This window comes from Acaricomes phytoseiuli DSM 14247 (assembly GCF_000376245.1).
In the GTDB taxonomy this organism is placed as follows: domain Bacteria; phylum Actinomycetota; class Actinomycetes; order Actinomycetales; family Micrococcaceae; genus Renibacterium; species Renibacterium phytoseiuli.
Genome location: NZ_AQXM01000036.1, coordinates 1 through 22851, shown reverse-complemented (window position 1 = coordinate 22851; position 22851 = coordinate 1). Strand labels below are relative to the sequence as shown.

21 protein-coding genes and 1 tRNA gene are annotated in these 22851 nt (G+C 61.7%); 14 read left to right on the top strand and 8 right to left on the bottom strand.

The genetic code is table 11. From position 1 onward, the window contains the following. Nucleotides 1-954: 954 nt before the first annotated feature. A complete protein-coding gene (locus C501_RS0101625; RefSeq protein WP_051064436.1) occupies nt 955-1626 on the top strand; it encodes an alpha/beta hydrolase in 672 nt (223 codons plus the stop codon). 16 nt (nt 1627-1642) lie between these two features. Here C501_RS0101625 and C501_RS0101620 read toward each other — a convergent pair whose 3' ends face one another. Beyond that, nucleotides 1643-1891 (bottom strand): RNA-binding S4 domain-containing protein, encoded by a 249-nt coding sequence (locus C501_RS0101620; RefSeq protein ID WP_018133890.1) that lies wholly within the window; start codon nt 1889-1891, stop codon nt 1643-1645. 79 nt (nt 1892-1970) lie between these two features. On the opposite strand from C501_RS0101620, the gene C501_RS0101615 reads away from it, so the two are divergent. From C501_RS0101615 to C501_RS14155, 11 genes are all read left to right on the top strand, one after another. Then, nucleotides 1971-2957, top strand: a complete 987-nt coding sequence (locus C501_RS0101615) for a DMT family transporter (RefSeq protein WP_018133889.1) — start codon at nt 1971-1973, stop codon at nt 2955-2957. A gap of 99 nt (nt 2958-3056) precedes the next feature. Continuing rightward, nucleotides 3057-3833: a S1/P1 nuclease gene (locus C501_RS0101610; RefSeq protein ID WP_018133888.1), complete on the top strand. Its 777-nt coding sequence runs from the start codon at nt 3057-3059 to the stop codon at nt 3831-3833. 214 nt (nt 3834-4047) lie between these two features. Beyond that, complete coding sequence (locus C501_RS0101605) at nt 4048-5436, top strand: glycine--tRNA ligase (protein WP_018133887.1); 1389 nt, start codon at nt 4048-4050, stop codon at nt 5434-5436. Continuing rightward, the gene (locus C501_RS0101600) at nt 5436-6389 is read left to right on the top strand and encodes a GNAT family N-acetyltransferase (protein WP_018133886.1); all 954 of its coding nucleotides are present in this window, start codon (nt 5436-5438) and stop codon (nt 6387-6389) included. The genes C501_RS0101605 and C501_RS0101600 overlap by 1 nt, the downstream gene beginning before the upstream one ends. 113 nt (nt 6390-6502) lie before the next feature. Then, on the top strand, nt 6503-7792 hold the full coding sequence (locus C501_RS0101595) for a YibE/F family protein (RefSeq protein WP_083906500.1): 1290 nt from the start codon (nt 6503-6505) through the stop codon (nt 7790-7792). Between the two features lie 220 nt (nt 7793-8012). Beyond that, nucleotides 8013-10262 carry an N-acetylmuramoyl-L-alanine amidase gene (locus C501_RS0101590; protein WP_169332106.1) on the top strand — a complete coding sequence of 750 codons (2250 nt, stop codon included), beginning with the start codon at nt 8013-8015 and terminating at the stop codon, nt 10260-10262. 93 nt (nt 10263-10355) lie between these two features. Beyond that, nucleotides 10356-11600, top strand: a complete 1245-nt coding sequence (gene dusB, locus C501_RS0101585; RefSeq protein WP_018133883.1) for a tRNA dihydrouridine synthase DusB — start codon at nt 10356-10358, stop codon at nt 11598-11600. Then, nucleotides 11584-12894, top strand: coding sequence for a deoxyguanosinetriphosphate triphosphohydrolase (locus tag C501_RS0101580; protein ID WP_018133882.1), 1311 nt, complete (start codon nt 11584-11586; stop codon nt 12892-12894). The genes dusB and C501_RS0101580 overlap by 17 nt, the downstream gene beginning before the upstream one ends. 58 nt (nt 12895-12952) lie before the next feature. After that, a complete protein-coding gene (dnaG, locus tag C501_RS0101575; RefSeq protein ID WP_018133881.1) occupies nt 12953-14866 on the top strand; it encodes a DNA primase in 1914 nt (637 codons plus the stop codon). A gap of 71 nt (nt 14867-14937) precedes the next feature. Beyond that, nucleotides 14938-15010: transfer RNA gene (locus tag C501_RS0101570), tRNA-Asn, on the top strand. Between the two features lie 160 nt (nt 15011-15170). Then, on the top strand, nt 15171-15320 hold the full coding sequence (locus tag C501_RS14155) for a hypothetical protein (RefSeq protein ID WP_018133880.1): 150 nt from the start codon (nt 15171-15173) through the stop codon (nt 15318-15320). Nucleotides 15321-15417: 97 nt separating this feature from the next. On the opposite strand, the gene C501_RS0101560 is transcribed toward C501_RS14155, so the two are convergent. The 6 genes from C501_RS0101560 to C501_RS13480 all read right to left on the bottom strand — a co-directional run bounded on the left by C501_RS0101560 (nt 15418) and on the right by C501_RS13480 (nt 21225). Further along, nucleotides 15418-15672 (bottom strand): hypothetical protein, encoded by a 255-nt coding sequence (locus C501_RS0101560; RefSeq protein ID WP_018133879.1) that lies wholly within the window; start codon nt 15670-15672, stop codon nt 15418-15420. Continuing rightward, nucleotides 15669-16724 carry a restriction endonuclease subunit S gene (locus tag C501_RS0101555; protein ID WP_018133878.1) on the bottom strand — a complete coding sequence of 352 codons (1056 nt, stop codon included), beginning with the start codon at nt 16722-16724 and terminating at the stop codon, nt 15669-15671. Before C501_RS0101555 ends, C501_RS0101560 begins: the two co-directional genes overlap by 4 nt. After that, a complete protein-coding gene (locus tag C501_RS0101550) occupies nt 16721-18724 on the bottom strand; it encodes an HsdM family class I SAM-dependent methyltransferase (protein WP_018133877.1) in 2004 nt (667 codons plus the stop codon). Before C501_RS0101550 ends, C501_RS0101555 begins: the two co-directional genes overlap by 4 nt. A 310-nt stretch (nt 18725-19034) precedes the next feature. Continuing rightward, nucleotides 19035-20000 carry a hypothetical protein gene (locus C501_RS0101545; protein WP_018133876.1) on the bottom strand — a complete coding sequence of 322 codons (966 nt, stop codon included), beginning with the start codon at nt 19998-20000 and terminating at the stop codon, nt 19035-19037. 8 nt (nt 20001-20008) lie between these two features. After that, the gene (locus tag C501_RS12115; protein ID WP_018133875.1) at nt 20009-20278 is read right to left on the bottom strand and encodes a hypothetical protein; all 270 of its coding nucleotides are present in this window, start codon (nt 20276-20278) and stop codon (nt 20009-20011) included. Continuing rightward, nucleotides 20278-21225, bottom strand: coding sequence for a peptidoglycan recognition protein family protein (locus C501_RS13480; protein ID WP_281098840.1), 948 nt, complete (start codon nt 21223-21225; stop codon nt 20278-20280). Before C501_RS13480 ends, C501_RS12115 begins: the two co-directional genes overlap by 1 nt. Before the next feature lie 130 nt (nt 21226-21355). Between C501_RS13480 and C501_RS0101530 the strand changes: the two genes are divergently transcribed. Together C501_RS0101530 and C501_RS0101525 are read left to right on the top strand one after the other, a co-directional pair. Next, complete coding sequence (locus C501_RS0101530; RefSeq protein WP_245532371.1) at nt 21356-21595, top strand: hypothetical protein; 240 nt, start codon at nt 21356-21358, stop codon at nt 21593-21595. 130 nt (nt 21596-21725) lie between these two features. Continuing rightward, nucleotides 21726-22004: a hypothetical protein gene (locus tag C501_RS0101525; protein ID WP_156807569.1), complete on the top strand. Its 279-nt coding sequence runs from the start codon at nt 21726-21728 to the stop codon at nt 22002-22004. A gap of 52 nt (nt 22005-22056) precedes the next feature. Here C501_RS0101525 and C501_RS0101520 read toward each other — a convergent pair whose 3' ends face one another. Then, a complete protein-coding gene (locus C501_RS0101520; RefSeq protein ID WP_018133871.1) occupies nt 22057-22278 on the bottom strand; it encodes a hypothetical protein in 222 nt (73 codons plus the stop codon). Nucleotides 22279-22851: the final 573 nt, after the last annotated feature.

Sequence of the window (22851 nt, the reverse complement as noted above, 5' to 3'; positions counted from 1 at the left end):
GAACTCGAAGCAGCGTACTACGCTAAAACCACAGCCCAACAACCCGTTGAGCTGACCGTTTGAGAAACCCTCCGGACACACCGGGGCGATTCAGACCTGTCGGATCGAATGATCGAGTGATTTGGTGACAAGATAGATAGTAGGTATTTCAGTGCGGCCTGTTCGGTGGGGAAGTGGCCCCGGGCGACGCTCGGTAGGGCCTCCGTCGTACGTCGCGGTCGAGCGCGCTCTAGTCCTTCTTGATGCCATCTGGAACCGTGTTGCGGATCATACGGGTGATGAGGTCTGCACGGTGGTGAGCGGCCATAATGTTACCTATGACTTCGGGTAATCTTTTAATGTAGTCACAGCCTAGGAAGGACGTATCCCGCACGTCCTGGTTCTTGGTGTCGGTCAGGATGCTCATCCAGAACGTCGCCCTTTACCGCCAGAACTGGCCAGAGTCCGAGAACGTTCTTCTGCCTGGTGAGGATTGCACCGATCGCGGCGTTGATCGGACAGTTCGTGACGTGCCCGGCCGTTTTGGTTAGCACCGTTTTCGGCCTGGTCTCGTTGGGTGCATTCCCGTTGCGCACAGTCCCGCATCTACGATCCGGATCGGCACGTTTCTATCTCACGCCCGAGATGCTCCGTGAGCTCCTGGTCCAGAGGGGTCTCGAGCACGTTCTTGATGAACAGCTTCAACAACCCATCCGGCTCGGTCACGACCAGGTCCTGCTTCTTCGCGAGATGGACCACTCCGGCTGTCGCAGAAACCTCAGCGAAGCGGTCATCACGGTGCCTTCCCAGCCACGCACCACGCGCAGCGAGTCAGGCCGTAAATTAAATACTGTATAAACCCACCCCCCAAGGCGGAGCCAGGAATAACTGTTCCACCGGGACTAAAACAAACTGTCATACTCAGCTGGCTTCGACACATGAGCTGAGTCTGACAGGATAAAGACCATGACGGTTATGCAAGCATCCTGGTCGAGCCCCAGATCCGCAGGGACGACAGCCGCCCCACCACTTCTGGTGCTGCTGCACGGCTATGGCGCTGATGAGAATGACCTGATGGACTTGGCCGGAGAGCTGCCCCCGGAGTTCGCTGTGGCGTCAGTCCGCGCATCGCACCGGGCCGGGCCCGGGTTCGCCTGGTTTCCGCTGGCGGTCACCCAGGATGGTTCCGGTGGTATGAACCTGGGTTTCGAGCCTGCGGAGGTGCAGGCGGCTACCGCGGATCTCTCCGCCTGGCTGGATACCGTACAGCAGTCCTACAGCAGCGTTACCCTTCTGGGGTTCTCCCAGGGGATGACGGTGGCGAGCTCGCTGGCCCGGCATCGCCCGGATGACTTCTCCGCGGTGGTGGGCCTCTCCGGATTCGTGCTGGACACGAAAGGCGAGCAGGAGCTTTTCCGGGATTTCTTCCACGATGCGGAGCTTGCTGCGCAGAAAATGCCGTTCTTCTGGGGGCGCGATCAAGCCGACCCCGTGATCCCGCAGCCGGCCGTCGAATTCAGCAATGAATGGCTCAACGGGCATACCGTATTGACGAAGGTTCTGTACGCGGATATGTGGCATGGCATCTGTGCCGCCGAGGTGAAGCATGTTTCGGAATTCCTGCGAGCCACGGTGCTGTCAGCATAACCAGCGCAGCAGCCGCTCAGTCTTCTGGGGACTGCTCCATGCTCACCCGTGCGGGCGGCAATCCACTCATCGGTACCAGGACCACTGAACCCGGGGCCAGTTGGGCGCCCCGCCGGGTCTCCACGATGCCATCGACCTGAACTTCTCCGGCATCGATCAGCTCTTTCGCCTGAGCTCCGTGTTCCACGAGGTTGGCGAGCTTGAGGAACTGCCCGAGCCGGATCGTCCCCTGACGAACCGGGATATCAATCGGTTTCTGATCCATTGCCATTCCTCCATCATGCCTTACGGTTGCTTGAGGAAACTCAGTACTGACACCTCGACGGGTGCGGAGCGTGAGGAGTATGGATGTGATGCAGTCCCAGCAAGTTCAGCCAGCCTCGCGGATGCCTGTGCTCTGGGGGATTCCGCTGGCCGTTCTCGCCGGATTCGCCATCGCCGGCCAGGGCCGGATCAATGGCGCACTGGCCAGCAGAATCGATGACGGCCTGGCCGCGGCTCTGATCAGCTTCGGGTCCGGGCTGCTCGTGATCCTCCTGGCATCTACCCTGCTGCCGTCCGGCAGGCGTGGCCTCCGTGCTATTCCCTCGGCGCTACGACGACACGCCTTTCCGCGCTGGTATATCGGCGCGGGCATGATCGGCGCGTTCTTCGTGCTCTCCCAGGGCTTGACGGTCACGGTCATCGGCATCGCGCTCTTCACTGTGGCAGTCGTCACGGGCCAGAGCCTCAGCGCTCTGCTCGTGGATCGGATCGGGCTGTCCCCCGCGGGCAGGAAGCCGATCACCGGAATGCGGATCATCTCTGTGACGCTGACCATCATCGCGGTCATCTGGGCGGTCTCGCCGCGGTTCGGTCGAACCGATGATCTGGGGCACTGGGCACTGCCGGTACTGCTGCCCCTGGCCGCCGGCTTTCTGATGAGTTTCCAGCAGGCTATGAACGGCATTCAGACCGTTCACTACGGCACGCCGCTCGCGGCCACAGTGCTGAACTTCGGCTCCGGGACTCTGGCGCTGGTGGTCATCTGGTCGATCAAGTATCTGACCGCCGGGCCCGCTGAAGCACTGCCGGGGGAATGGTGGTACTACACCGGCGGTGCTCTGGGCTGCGTTTTCATCGGCCTCGGCGCCTGGCTCGTCCGCGGACTCGGTGTGCTACTCACCGGGCTGGGCCTGATCGCCGGCCAGCTACTGGGCTCACTGGCCCTCGACCTGATTTTCCCGGCGGCTGGAACCGTTATCGCTCCCGCCACCTGGTTCGGCACGTTCCTCACCCTCGGAGCCATGGTTCTGGCCACGCTGCCCTGGCCGAGAAGAGTACGAGGCTGAGTAAAGCATTCACAGCGAATGTTCATTTGCTGTGTGTAGACAGCTCTGCCGCAGTCCCAGATGCTGAATGCTATGAAAATTTTTTTGCGAGGGTTTTTAGTGTCGGCTGCCGTTTTCCTCCTGGTGGCTCTTGCCGGTGCGCCGTCGGCTAGCGCCTGGGGCAGGCAAGGGCACAACGTCAGTGCTGATCTTGCCGAACTCCGGCTCACCCCGGCCGCCAAACAGCAGGTCGACTGGCTGCTCGCAGGGGAGAAAGACCCCACGCTCAGCGGGGTCTCGACCTGGGCGGATGAGATGCGCTCCAGTGGATCCGATCTGGCGAAACGATCCGCCTCTTGGCATTACGTCAACATCGCCGAAAATGACTGCACCTACGAGCCCGCGGTCAACGGCAACGGTGGCTCCAATGTCATTGAAGCCGTCCGCGAGCAGTCCGCGACCCTCGGAGACACCAGCCAGAGCAAAGACGCTCGTAACCAGGCGCTCAAATTCGTGGTGCACTTCGTCCAGGACGCAGCCCAGCCGATGCACGCCGGATATGCCAAGGACCGCGGTGGCAACAGCGCCCAAGTCACCTACTTGGGGCAGCGGACCAACCTGCATTCTGTCTGGGACAGCCGGATGCTGACCGCGGGCGGGAAGAGCGATGCGCAGTACCTTCAGGAGTTCTCCGCCAAACCGGCCCCTAGCCTCGGTGCTGCCGACCCGAAAGCATGGGTGGAAGCCAGCTGCCGGATCGCCGTGAGCCCCGGGGTCTACCCGGCGAAATCGACGATCGGTAACGAATACACGAATGAGTTCCTGCCGGTCGCCGAGGACCAGATGCGTCTGTCCGGTGAGCGTTTGGGCAAGCTGCTCAACGACACACTGGGATAAGCGAATAAGAAGGAACTAAGAAGGAACACCGGGGGCGAACCGGGGCGTATGCCGGTTCGCCCCCAGTGCTATGCCCCGGTGTTCGATTGTCTCCGCGGCGAACTCGCCCAGTACTCTGGACACAGTGCCCCTCTGACACTGCGTGAGGTATGCACAGCACCCCGTCCCGCGGTCCGCATCCAGCGGTCCGCTTAGCGCTCAGGAGTTGACCCGCATGGCTAAAGCCAAGTCCGTCCTCGACCCCATCGTCTCCCTCGCCAAACGCCGCGGCTTCGTCTTCCAGGCCGGTGAGATCTACGGCGGTTCCCGCTCCGCCTGGGACTACGGGCCACTCGGTGTGGAGCTCAAAGAGAACATCAAACAGCAGTGGTGGCAGAATTTCGTCCGCGGCCGGGAAGACATGGTCGGGTTGGATTCCTCGGTGATCCTGCCTACCAAGACCTGGCAGGCTTCTGGGCATGTGGAGACCTTCACGGATCCGCTCGTCGAGTCACTGCACACGCATAAGCGCTATCGTGCCGATCACCTGATCGAAGCGTATACCGCCAAACACGGCCGGCCGCCGGAGAACGGCCTGGCCGACATCAAAGATCCGGAGACCGGTCAGCCCGGTTCCTGGACCGAGCCGCAGCTGTTCTCCGGGCTCATGAAGACTTACCTGGGCCCCGTCGACAACGAAGAAGGGCTGCACTATCTGCGCCCGGAGACCGCTCAGGGCATCTTCGTGAACTTCGCCAATGTGCTCACCACGTCGCGGAAGAAGCCGCCCTTCGGCATCGGCCAGATGGGCAAGTCCTTCCGCAATGAGATCACCCCGGGCAACTTCATCTTCCGCACCCGGGAGTTCGAGCAGATGGAGATCGAATTCTTTGTGCCTCCCGCGGATGCGCAGCAGTGGTTCGAGCATTGGGCAGATGCCTGCTGGAACTGGTTCGTGGATCTCGGCATCAAGCCGGACAACATGCGTAAATTCGACGTCCCCGCCGAAGACCGGGCACACTATTCTGCGGGCACTATCGATATCGAGTACCGCTTCGGGTTCACTGGCTCCGAATGGGGCGAGCTGATGGGCGTCGCCAACCGCACGGACTTCGATCTGTCCAGCCACGCCAAGGCCTCCGGCACTGATCTGAGCTACCTCGACCAGGCCAGCGGCGAGCGCTACGTCCCCTATGTCATCGAGCCTTCCTTCGGCCTGACCCGATCCATGATGGCCTTTCTCATCGACGCCTACACCGAGGGCGAGGCGCAGAATACCAAAGGCGGGATGGACAAGCGCACGGTGCTCCGGCTGGACCCCCGGCTGTCCCCGATCAAAGCGGCGGTGCTGCCGCTCTCCCGGAACGAAGAGCTCTCCCCTAAAGCGCGTGCACTCGGGGCGGAGCTGCGCCGGCATTGGAACATCGATGTCGATGATGCCGGGGCTATCGGCCGGCGCTACCGCAGGCAGGACGAGATCGGCACCCCTTTCTGCATCACGGTCGATTTCGACACCCTGGAGGATCAGGCGGTGACTATCCGGGAGCGGGACACCATGGCCCAGGAGCGCGTGGCTCTGGATAAAGTACAGGGCTACCTGGCTGCGCGTTTGGCCGGTGCCTGATGAGCGAGACTGATGCGTCTTTAGAGTTCCGGCCCTGGCACGAGGGCGACGATCTTGAGCTCTTGCAGCTCTGGGGAGACCCGGAAGGCCCCGCGCATGAGCAGTTCCGGGCTGCTTTCGGGCCTTCTGTCGACCCCGAGGTCGGAACTGCCCAGGCATGGCGTCGGGGAATAGTCGGCACGGATCAGGGCATTCCGGTCGCTGCGGCGGTGGTTTACGAGTCGGTACTGCATCCGCAGCGGCTCTGGGCCTTCGTGGAAGTGGCGAAGGATCACCGGCGGCACGGCATCGGCTCGATGCTTCTGGGCATGCTGCGCCATGAGGCGCAGGAGGCGCCCTCCGGGGTCACCGAGCTGCAGACCAAGGTAGATCAGGGCAGCAGCGGTGAAGCTTTCGCGCTCGCCGCGGGGATGTCACCGGTGCAGAGCTCCCGGTTGGTGCAGGTGGCCGCAGGGAGTCTGCCGCTGCCCGGGTTCTCCGAGGAGGAGCAGGAGTCCATTCAGGATCTCGCCACCGGCTCGGTGGCGCTCACCGAAACAGTCGGGGAGTACTACCGGTCGATCCACTCCTGGAACCCGGTGGGGGAGCTGAGTCTGGGTCTGATTCAGCGGCTGTTTCTGGACGATGCTTCAGGAGCCCACGGAGCGATGGTGCTCAGAGAGCCGGGTACGGGCGCTTCCGGGCCGATTGCTGCCTTCGCGGTGAGCTATGGTCCGCGTGCGGACGGCAGCGAAGACCCTGCGGCGGAAGTCTTCTTAGGTCATGCTCCGCATCTGCCGGCGGAGCAGGCCCGCGCCGCGGTGCGCGATCTGCTGTCGCTGATCGCCGCGCAGCACCCGGTGCTGCTGGAGGTGAATGATTCGATGCCGGCGCTGAGCAGTGTGCTGGCGCCGCTGCTGGAGTCCGGTTCCGCCTCTGTCATAGGCCCCGTGACGGTCACTGTCGCCGGGTAAGCCGGGATAAGAGCGATGGATCGTACCAGGTAGGGGTGGTCATCAGGTAATGCCGCGCCCCCTATGTCTTTGCGAGTGATTCTCACTTAGGCTGGGCGAGGAGGTTGCACAGTATGGGTCATGGACACGCGCATTTCTCGGCGGGAAGTCGAGCAGAATCGGGGCTGGAGAGTCGCCGGGAGGCGAATCGTCGCCGCACTATCCGGAAGCGGGCAGGGTGGTTTCTGGGATTGCTGCTGGTGCCCCTGGGCATCCTGTCCCTGATCTTCATGGCACTGCTCTGGCCCACCGGCCAGCACGCCGAGATCCCAACGGGAAGCCCCTACGCCACAGCCCTCGGGGTCAGCATCGACACCGGTGAGGTGCGCAGTGTCGAAGAAGGGTCCTGCCAGGGGACTGCCGTTTCCGCGGAAGGCCAGCCGGAAGCCTCTCCGGATGCTCCTCAGTGCCTTATCGCGATGACCCAGCCGGATGCCGGCGGAGCTCAGGTGCCGTTGCTGATCCCGCCGGATATCACCCGGCACCCCGGCGTCCAGCCGGGGGACACGGTGCGCTATGTGAACCTCGCGAACGTCACGGCGGGCGGGCAGGGTGCCAATTACGTCTTCATGGATTTCGTCCGGGGCGCACCCATGGCATTGCTGGCCGCGGTCTACGCGCTGGTCGTCGTCCTGGTGGCGCGCTGGCGAGGCCTGCGCGCACTGATCGGCCTGGCCGCAGCCTACGCGGTACTCGCCTTCTTCATCCTGCCCGGCCTGGCAGAAGGGAAACCAGGGCTGCTGCTGGGGCTCGTCGGCGCGGTTGTGATCATGTACGGTGTGCTCTACTTCGCCCACGGGGTCTCCGCGCGGACCTCGACGGCACTCATCGGAACCCTGGCCGGTCTCGCGATGACCGCCGGGCTCACTCTCTGGGCGACCGAGGCGCTGCACCTGACCGGGGCGGGCGATCACAACGCCTATCAGCTGCAGAGCATGTCCGGGCAGATCTCGCTCTCCGGCATCATCACCTGTGGTCTGATCATCGCCGGCCTCGGGGTGCTTAATGATGTCACCATCACGCAGTCCTCAGCGGTCTGGGAACTCTATGAGCTGGCCCCGGAGACCTCGGCCAAGGAGCTCTTCGGCTCCGCGATGCGGATCGGTCGCGACCATATCGCCTCTACGGTCTACACGATCGCTTTCGCCTCCGCCGGGGCCTCCTTGCCCGTTCTGATGCTGGTGATGCTTTACCGCCTCCCGCTAGGCGATGCGCTGACGAGTGCTGAACTCGCGGAAGAGGCCGCGCGGACCTTGGTCGGCTCGATCGGGCTGGTGCTCGCGATCCCGGTAACCACGCTGGTCGCGGTGCTGGTGGTCAAGGCGACCGGACGTCGCGATGGTGGTCAGGAGGTTCTTGCTTGAAACGGCTATGTGAGTAGAGCTCGAGACTTTTTCGGAGGAAGGGAGCGTTCCCTAAAAACTGATCGTACAGTACGATGAAAGATTACCAGGATTCAGGGGCTTTACTACCTGAATTCTGGTACCAGTGACAGCATCTTAGCCTAGGGGAATTAGAATTATGCATCTGAAATGTTCTACCCGACAAAGCCGGGGGAACCGTCGGAGCGGCTTCTGGGCGTCAGTGGTAGCTTCCGTAGCGGCGATCGCAGTACTGGCCTCAACCGCGACGGCATGGGCTAATGACGTTGAGCCCCTAGCATCGCCTAGCAATTCTACGGTATCAATAAGCGGTGCGGAGCTGTCCGGGGCGTTCGAACAGGCAGCCACGGAACACGGCGTCCCGGTGAGTCTGTTAATGGCCCTGTCCTACGCGCAGTCTGAGTGGCAGGCTGCACCTGGAATTGCGCTGCCAGGCGTGGCCTATGGGCCTATGTCATTGACCGATGGTCGAGGCGAGGATCTCCAGGAATTCCCCGGGCAGCCTGGAAAGGGAACCCTGCAGCAGGGTTCTGAGCTGACCGGAGTCCCGACGGAAACTCTGAAATCTGACCCGATAGCCAATATTGATGCTGCTGCGGCTCTGCTAGAACGGACTGCAGAGCTTCAAGCTGTTCCCGTGAGTGCCACTGATATCAACTCCTGGTATCCGGTGTTGGTGAGTTATGCTGGTGGTGCGCTGTCTTCTCGCAACTTTGCGGATGAAGTATACGAAGTTCTTGCCTCTGGAACCAGCAAGATTCTGCCCGGTGGAGAAAAGCTCATACTGCCTGCTGAGCCTGCCGCAGCGATGCCCGGTGCCGAGCGAATGAAGCGATCAATTTCGCAGGACAATGGCTCGGATGCGCAGGCAGAAAATCCGACTCCCGAGTGTCCAGCAGAACTGTCCTGCACCTTTACCCCTGCTTTTTATGGTGAGTTCTCCAACACTTATGGCAGGTATTACCAGGCTGATCGCACGGCCGAGGATATTCGTTATATCGTAATCCACGATATTGAGGGTCCTGCGCAGAGCGGTATCAACTTGTTCCGGCAGCCGGGATTCTCCTCAGCCAACTATGTCATCAGCGAGACCGGTGAGGTTACGCAGATGATCCAGAACAAAGATATGCCCTGGACTAACGGCAATATGTGGGTGAATCAGAACTCGATCACCATTGAACTAGGTGGATATGCTGCGGATCCCAGCAGCTATACGGATGCTTCGTATGGGGCCACAGCCAAGTTAGTTGGATATCTAGCAGAGAAGTATGGAGTACCGCTGAACAGGGATTATGTTGTAGGGCATAACAATGTCCCCGGAACCAGTGCGAGGGGACAGAAAAACCAGCACTGGGATCCAGGCCCCTATTACGACTGGAACCGGCTGCTCACTGAGGCAGGGGCTCAGCCGACAGACGCTGCTTCCGGGCTCCCCGTTACCGGCAGCCTGGTCGAGGTCAACAGCGACTATCAGACCAATCGTCTGGCGTTCGATGCCAGCAGGTGCTCGGCACGTAATACGCAGGGGCCGTTGGACGGAATTCAGCAGCCCATGAGCTCGAGTGTTGTCTGGGCTCGGACCGCGCCTTCAGAGGATGCCCCATTGATCTCAGATCCGGTCCTGAAGTCCAATGCTTCGTTCGAGCCGACAGGTGAACCGGGAACAATCCGGCTATGCGACTGGGGTACACAGATCTCCAGCGGACAGCGGTTCGTGGTTGCAGAAACCAGACAGCAGCCTGACGGTCCTTGGGTGGCCGTGTGGTACACGGGCCAGAAAGCCTGGATCAAACTAGGCGGTGCCGTCTCAGTGCGTCCTGTAGCTGGAACAGTGGCCGAGGCGGCGGCAGGTCTTGACTCAGTGCCGGTATGGAATGCTCCTTATCCGGATGAAGCAGATTACCCTTACACGCAGGAGCACACCAATACCCAGGAAGGTTACTGGGATGGCTTCTCTACTCCTGCGCAGCTTCCGTACAAGATCCCTGCTGGTCAGCTCTACGCGGTCACTGGTCCGATCAAGGCCAGTTACTTCAACGCGGGATCACTCAACGGTGAACTGAACTATGACCGAACCTGGATCAGGGGGGAGGAGCAGTTCTATCAACTCCAGCTCAATCACCGGTTCGTGTACGTCAAGGCCGCTGATATCGAAGTATCGACTGTGGTACCTCCGGTGACGCCGCCGACCACAGAGCCCACAACGGGTCCAACGACTGATCCGGTTACAGTGGTACCCCCGGTTACTGTGGTACCCCCGGTTCCATCTGTTACCGCTACGGACTCCGCGCAGACGGCCACGGCGGGGGGCGATAACGGGCGTGAGGATTTAGATCTAGCTGTTACCGGAGCCGCTCCGGGCCTGCTCTGGGTCCTGGGCCTCGGGGTCGGGGCATTGCTGCTGGGAGGGTTGCTCTTCGCGGGGTTCTCTCGCCGCTCAGCCCGACACTAATTCTGGCCGGCGTTATGGTCGGGGTGGTTCCTGCGGAGATTCCAGGGATCTCCCCGACAGCGGTCTTGGATCGATGTTTGCGACAATGTATCCATGAGACTTCTGGAAACATCGGCAGCTGTTCTATCACCTGAACATCTGTCCGTCGAGGACACTGCGACAGGAACGCCGCAGAAGCTTGAGCTGCCGCCGCTGCAGCTGGGCCCCCTGACGGTGGCCACGCCGGTGGTCCTCGCGCCCATGGCCGGAATCACCAATACCGCTTTCCGTCGGCTCTGCCGCGAATACGGCGGCGGTCTGTACGTGGCGGAGATGGTGACCTCGCGGGCCCTTGTGGAACGCACCCCGGAGAGCCTGCGGATCATCCAGCACGACGCTGACGAATCGGTCCGCTCCGTCCAGCTCTACGGGGTAGATCCGCTCACCGTGGGCCAGGCGGTCAGGATGCTCGTCGTGGAGGACCGCGCGGATCACATCGACTTGAACTTCGGCTGCCCCGTGGCCAAGGTGACCCGCCGCGGCGGCGGTGCGGCGCTGCCCTGGAAGACCGAACTGTTCACCTCGATCGTGCGCACCGCGGTGCGCGAAGCCGCCCGTGGCGGACGCAACGGCGAAGGCCTGCCGCTGACCATCAAAATGCGCAAGGGCATCGACCAAGACCACCTCACCTACCTGGAGGCGGGCAGGATCGCCCGGGATCACGGGGTCGCCGCGGTGGCGCTGCACGGCCGGACGGCGGATCAGTTCTACTCCGGCCAGGCGGACTGGGACGCTATCGCCCGGCTGCGCGAAGCCCTGCCGGATGTCCCGGTGCTGGGCAACGGCGATATCTGGAGTGCGGAGGACGCCATCCGGATGGTGAAGCAGACCGGCGTCGACGGAGTGGTGATCGGCCGCGGCTGCCAGGGCCGCCCCTGGCTCTTCGGCGACCTGATGGCCGCTTTCGACGGCGATAGCCGCAGATTCCAGCCGGGCCTGCGGCAGGTCTCCGAAACCGTCTACCGCCATGCTGAGCTGCTCGTGGAGACCTTCGGTGAAGAAGACAAGGCGCTGCGGGATATCCGGAAGCATATGGCTTGGTACTTCAAGGGCTACACCGTCGGCGGAGAGCTGCGGGCCAAGCTGGCCACAGTGCAGAGCCTGGCAGCTCTGCGCGAGCTCCTGGACAGCCTCGATCTGGAAGTCGGCTACCCCGGTGTCGATGCAGAGGGCCCCCGCGGCCGAGCCGGAACCCCTAAGCGCACCGCGCTGCCGGATGGCTGGTTGCGGGATCGCGATCTAGACGAATCGCAGCGTGAGCTGATCGCTGCGGCGGAACTGGATGTCTCCGGTGGCTGAGGCGACTGCCGTCCCCGGGGAGGGGCGGCAGATTCCCGGGTATTCCGCTGCCGATGCCGAGCGTTGGGTGCCCGAGCCGGCTAAGAAGAGCTACCGCAATGCCTTCGAACGGGACCGGGCCAGAGTGCTGCATTCTTCCGCCTTGCGTCGGCTGGGCGCGAAAACCCAGGTGGTGGCGCCGGGCACCGACGACTTCGTGCGCACCCGGCTCACGCATTCCCTCGAAGTGGCGCAGGTGGGCCGGGAACTCGGCCGTCTGCTCGGCTGCGATCCGGATGTCGTCGATGCCGCCTGCCTCTCCCATGACCTGGGGCACCCGCCTTTCGGGCACAACGGAGAGTCAGCTCTCAATAAAGCGGCTTCGGCCATCGGCGGCTTCGAAGGCAACGCGCAGACTCTGCGCCTGCTGACCCGGCTGGAACCCAAGGTGTTCACCGCAGGCGGGCTCCCCGCTGGGTTGAATCTGACCCGGGCCAGCCTGGATGCGGCGTGCAAGTACCCCTGGTCGGCCGAGGACGCTCCCATAAGGCACGGGCAGCGGACCAGTAAATTCGGAGTCTACGCCGATGATGAACCGGTCTTCACCTGGATGCGCGAGCAGGCACCGGCCGGCCGCAGCTGCATCGAAGCCCAGGTGATGGATCTGGCCGATGACGTCTCCTACTCAGTGCACGATGTCGAAGACGCGATCGTCGCCGGGCATTTGCAGCTCTCCATGCTCGCAGACCCGGTGATCCGGACCCGGGCGATCGGCTACACCCGTCAGTGGTACCTGCCGCACGCCGAGACGGAAGAGATCGAGGCGGCGCTCCAGCGGCTGGAGCGAACCTCTGTCTGGGTGCGCTCGGCAGACGGTTCCCGGACCGCGATGGCTGCTCTCAAAGACATGACCAGCCAGCTCATCGGCAGGTTCTGCCAGAGCGCTCTGGAAGCCACCCAGGCGATCTACGGGACGCAGCCGCTCACCCGCTACGCCGCTGAAGTGATCGTGCCGCAGGAGACCGTGCTGGAGATCGCGATGATGAAGGGCCTGGCCACGACCTTCGTGATGGCCAACGAAGATCGGCAGCCCATCTACCAGCGCCAGCAGGAGGTGCTCTCCGATCTGGTGGCCGAGCTCTCCGCCACCGGGGATGCGGAGCTGGAGACGATGTTCGCCGCGGACTGGCGGGAGGCCGCCGACGATGCTGCCCGGCTCCGGGTCGTGATCGATCAGGTCGCCTCGCTCACGGATGTCTCCGCCCTGGCCTGGCACGACCGGTTGACCGGCCCAGGCCCGTTGATCATCGCTTGAACTGTCGGCTGACTAAGCCGGCTGCCTCAGCAGTCCTGCGGCGAAGTAGACTCTTTAGGTGGCCGGTTTGATCAAACGCGAAAATATCGAGGAGCTGCGCTCGCGCATCGATATCCGCGAAGTCGTCGAAGGCTACGTCACGCTGAAGAGCGCCGGCATCGGCTCCTGGAAAGGGCTGTGCCCCTTCCACGATGAGCGCAGCCCTTCGTTCAACGTGCGGCCCCAAGTGGGTCAGTTCCACTGCTTCGGCTGCGGCGAGGGCGGCGACGTCATCAGCTTCCTGCAGAAGATCGACCATCTGAGCTTCACCGAGGCGGTGGAGAACCTCGCCGCCCGGATCGGCTTCGAGCTGCACTATGAGGAGGCCGACGGGCGCAGTGCCTCCGGGCCGCGGCGCGAAGACATCGGGCGCCGGCAGCGGCTCCTGGACGCGCATAAGATCGCCGGTGAATTCTTCCGCGAGCAGCTGCTCAGCCCGGCCGCCGGGGAAGGCCGCCGGTTCCTCGCCGAGCGCGGCTTCGACCGGGCCGCGGCGGAGCACTTCCACGTGGGTTTCGCCCCGCAGGGCTGGGACGGCCTGCTCAGCCATCTGCGCGGCCGGGGGTTCACCGAAGAAGAGCTCAGGCTCACCGGCATGTTCTCCACCGGCAGCTCCGGGAACCGGATGTACGACCGCTTCCGGGGCCGGCTGATCTGGCCGATCCGGGGAATCGGCGGGGAGACCATCGGCTTCGGAGCTCGGCGCCTCTTCGAAGAGGATCAAGGCCCGAAGTACCTGAATACTCCGGAGACCCAGCTGTATAAGAAATCCCAGGTGCTCTACGGCATCGAGCTGGCCAAAAAAGCCATCTCCCGGCAGAAGCAGTTGGTGGTGGTGGAAGGTTACACCGATGTCATGGCCTGTCACCTCGCGGGGGTGGAGACCGCCGTGGCGACCTGCGGCACGGCCTTCGGCGAAGAGCATGTGAAAGTGGTCCGCAGACTGCTCTCCGATGACGGCAGCTCGAGTGTGATCTTCACCTTCGACGGCGATGAAGCAGGGCAGAAAGCCGCGCTCAAAGCCTTCGACCTGAACCAGAGTTTCCTCTCGCAGACTTATGTGGCCATCGAGCCCAGCGGCATGGACCCGTGTGATCTGCGGATCTCCGGCGGGGACCAGGCCGTGCAGAATCTAATCGGCGCGCGCCGGCCGCTGGTCGAGTTCGCGATCCGGACCGAGGTCAACAAGTACGCTTCCCGGTTGGATACCGTCGACGGCCGGATCGCGGCGCTGCGGGCCACTGCGCCGATCGTCGCGGAGATTCGGGACGCCTCGATTCGCCGGGAGTACGCCCGGCAGCTCTCCGGCTGGCTTGGTGTGGACCCGGACGATGCCTTGCGCTTGGTGGACTACCAGGTGCGCCATCCGCAGCAGCGGCGGCAGTCCTACGCTACACATACTGCTGCGCCCCAGCAGCAGTCGGAGGCGGCGGGGTTGCGGGAAGCCTCACAGCAGGTTTACCAGCGGCCGGATCCGCGGGATCCCCAGGGCCGTTTAGAGGCTGCGGTGCTCTCCGTGATCCTGCAGCTGCCCGGAACCCTGAGCAGCTCGGAATGGGAGCGGCTGGCCGCGGTGGAGCTTCAGGTTCCGGCCTACCGGGATGCTCTCGCGACGATCCTGCAGGTGGGGGCGCCGCAGGGCGATCAGCGCAGCTGGGCGCAGCGGGTTGTCGAAACAGCCAGCGAGCTGCTGCGGCCGGTGATTTCGGAGCTGACCTTCACACAGTTACCGGCTCAGACCGAGGAGACCCTGCTTGCTTATGCCCGTTCCCTGGTCCAGGAGCTCTTCGGTAAGCAGATCCAACTGCAGATCCAGAACCGCACGAGTGAGCTGTTGCGTCTGGACCCGCAGAGCCAGCCGGAGCAGTACCGGGCTCTGCAGCAGGAGCTGCTGAACCTGGAAACCCAGCGGCGTGCCTTGCGGACCGAGTAGGGGAGTGCGAGCGGGGCAGGCCCGGACTTTCTTCCCCCGGAGAACCTTTGTTAGAGTGGTACTTGCGTTATTCCCCTGTAGCTCAATTGGCAGAGCATTCGACTGTTAATCGAAGGGTTGCTGGTTCGAGTCCAGCCGGGGGAGCGAGAAAGAGCCTCTGACCTGCGATTACGCGGGTCAGAGGCTCTTTTTTTAGGTTCATTGAAGGCGCACTGGCGTGATATTGGCGTAAAAATGAGTTAAACGCAGTGAGATGGAGTGGGGCTGAGTGCGGTTCTCTCCACTGCCTGCGTATCCTCGGTGCATGAACATTTTTGGGACTGTCCGCTCTCCCGATGGGGCCGTGGAGACGGTAGAGGTTGAGCGGGAAGCTTACGACGAGGAAGCGTACCGGGCGGTGGTTAGCCAGGTGCCCGAGGGGTGGGTGTTGCTGCATGTGAGGGTGGATCGTTAACGAAAAACCGCCCCGCCCCACCAGTAACGATGAGACAGGGCGGTGCTGGCTTAAGGGCCTTACAGTCATCGCATATCGATGGTTAGCAAGGTTTGGTCTAGCGGACCTTTAGTGCCTGATCTATCAGGTTTGCTGCCATACCCTCGAAATAGCTCGAGTGAGTGACCTTCACGGTTTCGATTGAATCGGAGCCGATCAGCACGATGTCGATGCTTAGGTCTTCCTTGTACTGACGCTCTAATTCGGCGTAAGCAGCGGTAGCCGCCACAGCGTCGGTACCGAACTCTAGCTGGTGGATCAGACGGTCCTGCTTATGGTCGAAAACCAGAAGAAAATGTTGAACGGTTGTCATGCCAAAGCCTGGGTCATTGCTCGTTCTACTCGTGCGCGAATGATCTGCCCGTACAGGGTCATCCCTTCCCAATCGACGACCTGTTCGCTGGAGTCGTTGGTCGTGACGGGCAACATCGCTGTCTGACGGACGAGTCGAGCGAGGTTCAACTTCGCCCCGTAGGAATACTTTGCGACACACTCACGAGTGATGATCGACGCGCACAGCAGCAGCGCCTCGTGAGAAACACCTTCTGGTGGCTCAAGCGCAATCACGTCGTCGGAGGCGAAGAATGGGGCAGGCTGGAGTCTGCAGTGCCCGACAGAGCCATTGTAAGTTAACGTCAGCCAGCCGCCCGGGAACAACGGATCAACTTTCGAGAACCCGGTGACGCTGTTGTAGCTCTCTGATCCACCAACAAACGGTGTATTACCAAGCTTGCGGGCTGCAGAAACGAGCCTTTTTCCTTTATGCGGGGTCAGCACGTCTGTGATGAGCATTGGTTCGAACCTCAGATCCGGTAGGTCTGTATCGGCGTCGAGATCACCAGACGTTCGAGCGTTGCGTGCGCGTGTGACGGTGTGGGATCGGAGTTCTTCACCGAACCGTGTCATGCCCTCCCAATCTACGACCTGACCACCAGAGTTTTCGGTCGTGACGGGAACCATAATCCTGGTTGCCTTGAGACGGCCCAGGGTCGCCCCGTTACCGCCCCAGCTGAACTTACCCATCTGCTCGCGAAGACACGAAGCCAACATGAGAGCGTTGTGCTCGTCGAGGCTCGGATGACGAAGCACCTGGATGTTCTGACTCGTGTAGAACGGCACAGGCTGGTACGTGATCGTCTGAGTGTCCAGACCAATCGTGATCGCGTTACCCACCTCCGGAGATTTATCTTGCCGCGCGGTGAATCCGCCTGTTCCATTGCTCGTTTTCGTCCGGGAGACGAACGGGAGGACACCCTCACCCTGCCGAAGCTTGGTTTTGTCGTACCAAGCAGTGGAGGCTTTCATTGACTCGAACACGTCCGTGATGAACATCGGGGCGAACCTCAGGTCTTCGTATGCGCTCATGGGTCGAGACCCTCCTCGTGCTCGGCCTCCGCAAGGGCGGGTGTGATGAGGTCGCCTCGGCCGTGTGTGTGCATGTCGACCTGCCAGGTCACATAGTCGGCCACCGTGGCGTAGAAGTCTTCGTAGCTCGGCGGCTGGTCGTTGAAGTAAAAGTAGCTGTGCTGCCATTCGTCGGTCGCCGTGACCTCAGAGTGCACGACGAACGAGGTGTCATCAGGCACGCCATCCCGGATAACTTCGAGCACATGCTTACGCCGGTCGGCGGCGCGCCCGTCATCGACGAGGCCGACATGCTGACGGACCTTGTACCCATCGTCTTTGAAGTCGACGAACGCGGTCTTCTTCGTCTCGGGATGAGGCACCCTTGCGGTGAAGAGCGCGATTACGACATGGGTACCCACACCGTGGAAGGTGTCCGGGTTCATCGTCAGCACGGCGTCGAGCGTGTGGTGCTTGAGGATCTTCGCCTTGAGTGCCTTGTCTTCCTTGGTCTTTCCGACCATGGCTGACTGCGGGATGATCGCCGCGAGACGCCCTCGGGCTTTCAGCTGGGACAGCGCCCGCTCGATGAAGGACAGCTCTGACAGGTGCCGGGTCGTCTTGTCTTTTGACTGCGAGTACGGCGGGTTCATGAGCACCTTCGTGAACCCCTCAAGACGACCGGGGCGCTCGGGGTTGTACGGGAAGAAGTCGTCCCGTGTGGTGTCGAAGAAGCTCCGGCGCTGGAAATTCGCTTTGCCGTCACCGCGCAGGATCATGTTCGTCGTCCCGACGGCGAAGAGCTTGTCTTGGAGTTCGACGCCGTGCAGTTGGAACTTCTTGATCTCGTCGAGGCGGTCGTCGAGTCGAGCGGGTTTGTCTCCGTAGCGCTTGGTGGCGTCCGCGAACATGCGACGCATCGCGGCGATGAGGAACGCTCCCGAGCCTGCGGTCGGATCGAGCACCACATCGTCACTGTTGACGTCGATCAGCTCGGTCATGAGGTCGGTGATGTGGTGCGGTGTGAGCACGATGCCCAGCGAGTTACCGTCGGAGCCGCTGTACTTGACGAACTCACCGTAGAAGTTCCCCAGCACGTCGAACGCCGAGTGTGGGGGCGACGACACGACCTCGAAGACCTCATGATCGAGGATCTCCGTGAAGTGTCGGAGCGGCGTTTTCCCGAGATCGCGGCTTCGCTGGTTCAGCAGCACATGGCGCTTGATGAAGGCGAAACGATCGAGCATGATCCCGATCTTCTGCTTCGGGCCGAGGTCGGCCTCGGGGCTGTCTAGGAACTCCTTCGCGGCGTTGTAGACCTTCTCGCCGTCCCGGTATCCGTTGCGTTGGTCACCGGTGAGGTCGTTGAGCAATTCGGGTCGGTACTTGAGCGCCAGCAGAATGGCAGAGACCAGCGTTGCCTTGTTCTCGTTCTCCAGCGAGGCGTAGTTGCGCATCCCCTCATGGAGGTTCGCGGCGACCTTGCGGATCTCGCGCACCTCGCGTTCCTCGCGGGGCAGCTCGCCGAGCACGGCGACGCGGTAGTACTCGTCGATGTTCTCCGCAGAGAGCGTCGTGAGCGTCTCCAGCCCGTCCAGGACCTTGGGCTCGAGCCTCGGCGCGACGTACGCAACCGTCATGTCGTAGTGGCTCTCCGTGCCGGCGACGCCCACTGCGAAGACCTTCTTTTTGGTCTTGTCGGCGAAGGTCTTCGCATAGTGCACGGCACCGTTCAGCGCATACTTGACCCGCGAGGGTTCGTCGAGAGCGACACGACCCTCGTCGTCGAGCAGAAGCGAGTCCTCGAACCGTGCCTTATCCTCGACCACGACGATGAACTCTCCAGACTCAATGACGAACTCAGGCTTGCCTCGGCCTACGCCGCCGGACTTTGATGCACCTTCGAGAGCGGCGTAAATATACGCAGGCGCGTCAGAGCAACTTTGCTCCCATGGTCTCGGAAAGCCGATCTCTCGCATTAGGTCGCGGACGAACTGGTCTGTTGATCGTTCGTTGCTCATTTGATGGACTCCTGGCCGAACCTGCTTTGTATCCTCCGGCGGGTTAGTGACACCGCTTTATCGCTCACTCCAGAAGTGTACTGGGAGAGGATAATGAATCCGCCATCATCCAAGACAACAACGATTAAGTATCAGACTGCGAGGGTATCGCCTGTTAAAGAATTGACCACCCCGCCTAACCTTTCGGTAGAAGCCTGGGCTTCTTGTCAGCGGGGTGGAACCTTTAACTTAACTCTACGCTGGTGCCGTTAATCCGTCTACCATGACTCGGCTTCCTACGGCAGAAATCGGTAGGCGGCGCGCATGGTGGCTAGGCGGCGGTGCCGGGCAGTGCCGTAGGCCAGGGATCCTCGGTTATCCAGGTAGCGGTGAAAAGAGCCCTGCGTGCCTCACCGCTCAGTATGCAGGTGCCTGCCACAGCACCTCCAGAGCCGCGAACCAGCATGGCTCCAGCGTTACTGGCAAAAAACTCGGACCAGTCACGCGGACGGAATCCGACGGGGATGGTCATGAAGACCTCTCCTGCTGGGCCGCTGAGGAGAGTACCCCTGTAAGTCACCGAGCTTCCTGAGCGACTGAGCAGGATTCGCTCTGCACTCCACCTGGCCGAGGCGAGCAGGCCGGCAACGTTTCGAGCGCCTGTTTCTGCGGAGATCAGGTGCTCACTGCCACCTATGGTGGCGTACACGCGCGTACCCACGCTGGTGTCTACGCGCATGGGTACTTGTGACCCGGCCGGGCCGGTGTCACCCTTCGGGCCGCGTACGTTCCCTGCGGAGGCCTCGGACCCGTCAGCGCGAGTCAAAACCAGGTTGTTGCCGGTGATTTTGCCCCCGGTGACCATGCCCTGGGTCGCCTCAGCTACCCATTCTCGGACTTCTTCATACGTCACAACGGTCACCTGTGTGCCTGGGTCCGGATCGGTGGACTGCAGACGGCTGATCCAGATGATACCGTCGGGTGCGTCCTTGTCCGCGAAAAACGTTGTTGTGTACCTGTCTCCTGTTTCCAGGTCTACGATGGCAGTGTACGTGCCTCCAGCCCCTGGCAGGACCGCGTTAGACGCAGGCACCGTGAATTCCGCGTAGCCGACGTTCACGATCTGATCGTTCATGTTCACTTCTTGGGCGGTGATTTCCTTGACAATCCGGACGGGGTAAACCGCGACCTTGTGATCAGTGATGACAACGCCGCCGTCATAGGACAGACTAACTTTTCCTGTAGCGGGCGAGCCGTCAATATGGGTTGCCGCTAGTTTGAGTGTCACGGTCTGCACGTATGCTCCTAGTCTTGGGGTGGTTCAGCGCCGAGTCCGATTTTGGAGAGGAATTCGTTGACTACGGGTAGGGCCATGACCCGGGTGATGCCTGCTGCGACCCCAAGAATCAGACCGGCTACGCCAGCTGCTGCTGCGGGGTCGTGTCCGGTAGCGGCTTGGTAGATCAGCGGAGCACCCGCAACCAGGGGTAGCAGCAATGCGAGGGCAGTGCGGATGGTAGCCCGTCCTGGGTAGCGGGTCTGCGACGGGCCCTCGGCACGGTATTTAGCCATCATTATTTGCCTCCGGTGACATTGACATCGACTTTCACGGTCCCATCAGTGAGCGCTTTTTGGACGGCTTCCTGGACGGCACCGGCCTGCACCTGGCCGAGGCTGGCGTTATTAGCGTCCGAGTAGGCCAGGAACGTGGCTAGGGTGATGGTGCCGTCGTTGCCTTCCCGTTTGATCGGGGTAGACAGGATCGCTTGGGCGGTTGCGGTCGCGGTCTGCCGGACCACCGAGCGCATGGTCGCATCGAACCAGGCGAAGAAGTCTTGCTGGCTGAGCTGCCCGCCCGGGCCGCCTTGCCGGTCAAACCTCTCATTCTGGACCTCACGGAGTGCTGCCTTCACATCATCTTTAGTAGCCATGTCGAGCCATGTCCTTTCAGTAGGTGCCCCGGTGAGGGCTTTGTTGATTTGGGTGCGGAGCCCGTCCATGCCGCCGGGCCACCCGGCGGGGTCGATCTTCCCGGCATCGGAGTACTCATAGTGGCCGAGTTGTAGACGTTGCGATTCAGGAAGCCACCAGAGGTAGGCCCGTTCTAGGGCTGCTCCTAGACGGGGCGCGGCATCGAGTTGGGCTGCTGTCCAGTCATACGGGGGTAGCCCGGCGGATTCCATCTCCACCCCGATGAGGTAGGCGTTGCCTTGGTTGCGGGGTATGCCTGGGGCTGTGCCCGTTCCGGCATGGTTGCCCCAGCCAGCGGCGATCACATACACGGTGCCGTCCCTAGCCAGGCCGAGTTGACACAAAGGCCCAGCCAGCCCTGGCCTGCCGTCTCTGAGAACGTTCAGGGAGGGCATGTTCCCGGACCTGGGCCCGGCAGTGTGATGCCACAACACCCCACGCACCTCTGAGAAGCCCTGGCCGTTGAACCCCCGACGTTGCCAGCCGGGACACTCAACAACATTCACACCCGCTGACCGGGCAACGTCGGCTAAATCGGTAAGAAAAGGCATAAAGGCCTCCCACAAAGAAAAAGACCCCTCAGGGGGTCGTATTGATAATGATTCGCGGCTAGAGTGTCTTCTACCCAGTTGCCTAGTAGTGAGGTGAGGTCGAATGATTTCTTGGTTGAGGGATAAAGGTATGACCCCTGAGCACGCTTATTTGGCGGGGTTTGGGTCGGTGGCGGTGTCGTTTGCTTCGTGGCTATTGAGCAGGGCTAAACCGGATGATTCGAAGGCGCAGTCTGACCGGTGGGGAATTTTCGTTGGTCAGTGGGCTCCAACCTTTTTCGCTATTGGTGTTGCGTTGAAGCTTGAAGAGAACCTCGGGCACAAAACTCAAGATGCCGTGGAAGCTGTTAAGGACAAGGTCAGTAAGTAGGGTTCCACAAGCCCGGACTGTCAGTAGCACGCCCCCTGGGGGGTGGTGTGCAGGGTTTCTGGTTGATGTTCTCGGGCCGGTCATGTGCGCGGCCCGCTCGACGGATGTCATGTACTTCTAGGCGTTGCTGTTGTACGTCTTCGCGGAGGTCTTGGACATCTTCCCGGAGTTCGGCAAGCCCTGCGGATTGGGCGTGCATCTCGGACAGGACCCGGTTGAGGCTGATGGTCAGTTCGCCGTGTTGCCGGTCTTGGGCGTCCCTGAAGTTTTCGGTGTGATCGTTTTCGACCTGATGTCGGGCTGCTTTCGCGTCCTCACCGATCCTTTTCAGTCCGGCTGCGGCGCGTCTCAGGCCAGCTGTGAGGGCGACCAGCACAGCCCCGCACAGTGCTATCAGGAATTCATCTAGTGTCGGCATGCCCTCCTCCTCCCTGCCACCGCGGCTACTCGGGGGTCGCCGATCATGGTTGATCAGTTTCTGGGTTTTGGAGGGAGTCTTCGTAGGCTTCGAGGGCGGCCCGGCAGGCGTTGAGTCGAGTCGCGGTGTCGCTGAGTTCTTTGCGGGTTTGTTCTACCCGTCGTGACTGCTCAACCTCTAGTGCTTCTAGCTTTCGGAAGTCTTGATCCAGTTGACTCAGTTGATTGACGAGGGCTTCAATGATGATGTGCTGCTGCTCACCCATGACCGGTTCCTTTCTTTAGGACGCGTTGTCAGGGTTCATGGGGATGAACCAGTTGAATTCCAGGAATGTTGGGAAGTTCTTCTGGATATGGTTCCTGTCAGATTTCTGGAAGCCAGCCAGATGAAGTCCCGCTGATGATAGTCGGACCCTGATGGCGTTATCTCCTGTGTCGGTTGAGTTCACCGCGAACCGGGTGGTGCTGTCTCGAGGTCTCCATTGTTCGGGGATCGGCTGTCCCGCCGATGACCAGCCATCAGTCCAAAAACTGTCCCGTTGGTTGACCAGCCTCCCTGATAGCGTGCAGTGGAAGCCTCCCTGGGTGGGAGTTACCAGTACGCCGCCGCCGTCAGCGCTGAGCGCCCAACCTGGTACCGGCAGAAGCGGGACGACGAACGGGGTCACCGGCAACCACTGGCCGTTCCATGAAGCCCTGTAAGTGACGTTCGGGTCTGCCCCGGGTTTGGTTGACATCTGATCTGTGAGGATTCGTCCTCGCTGGAAGGATGTATCTCATGCCCAAGCCCTATCCGAAAGAGTTCCGTGACGATGTCGTGGCTGTGGCCCGTAAAGCCC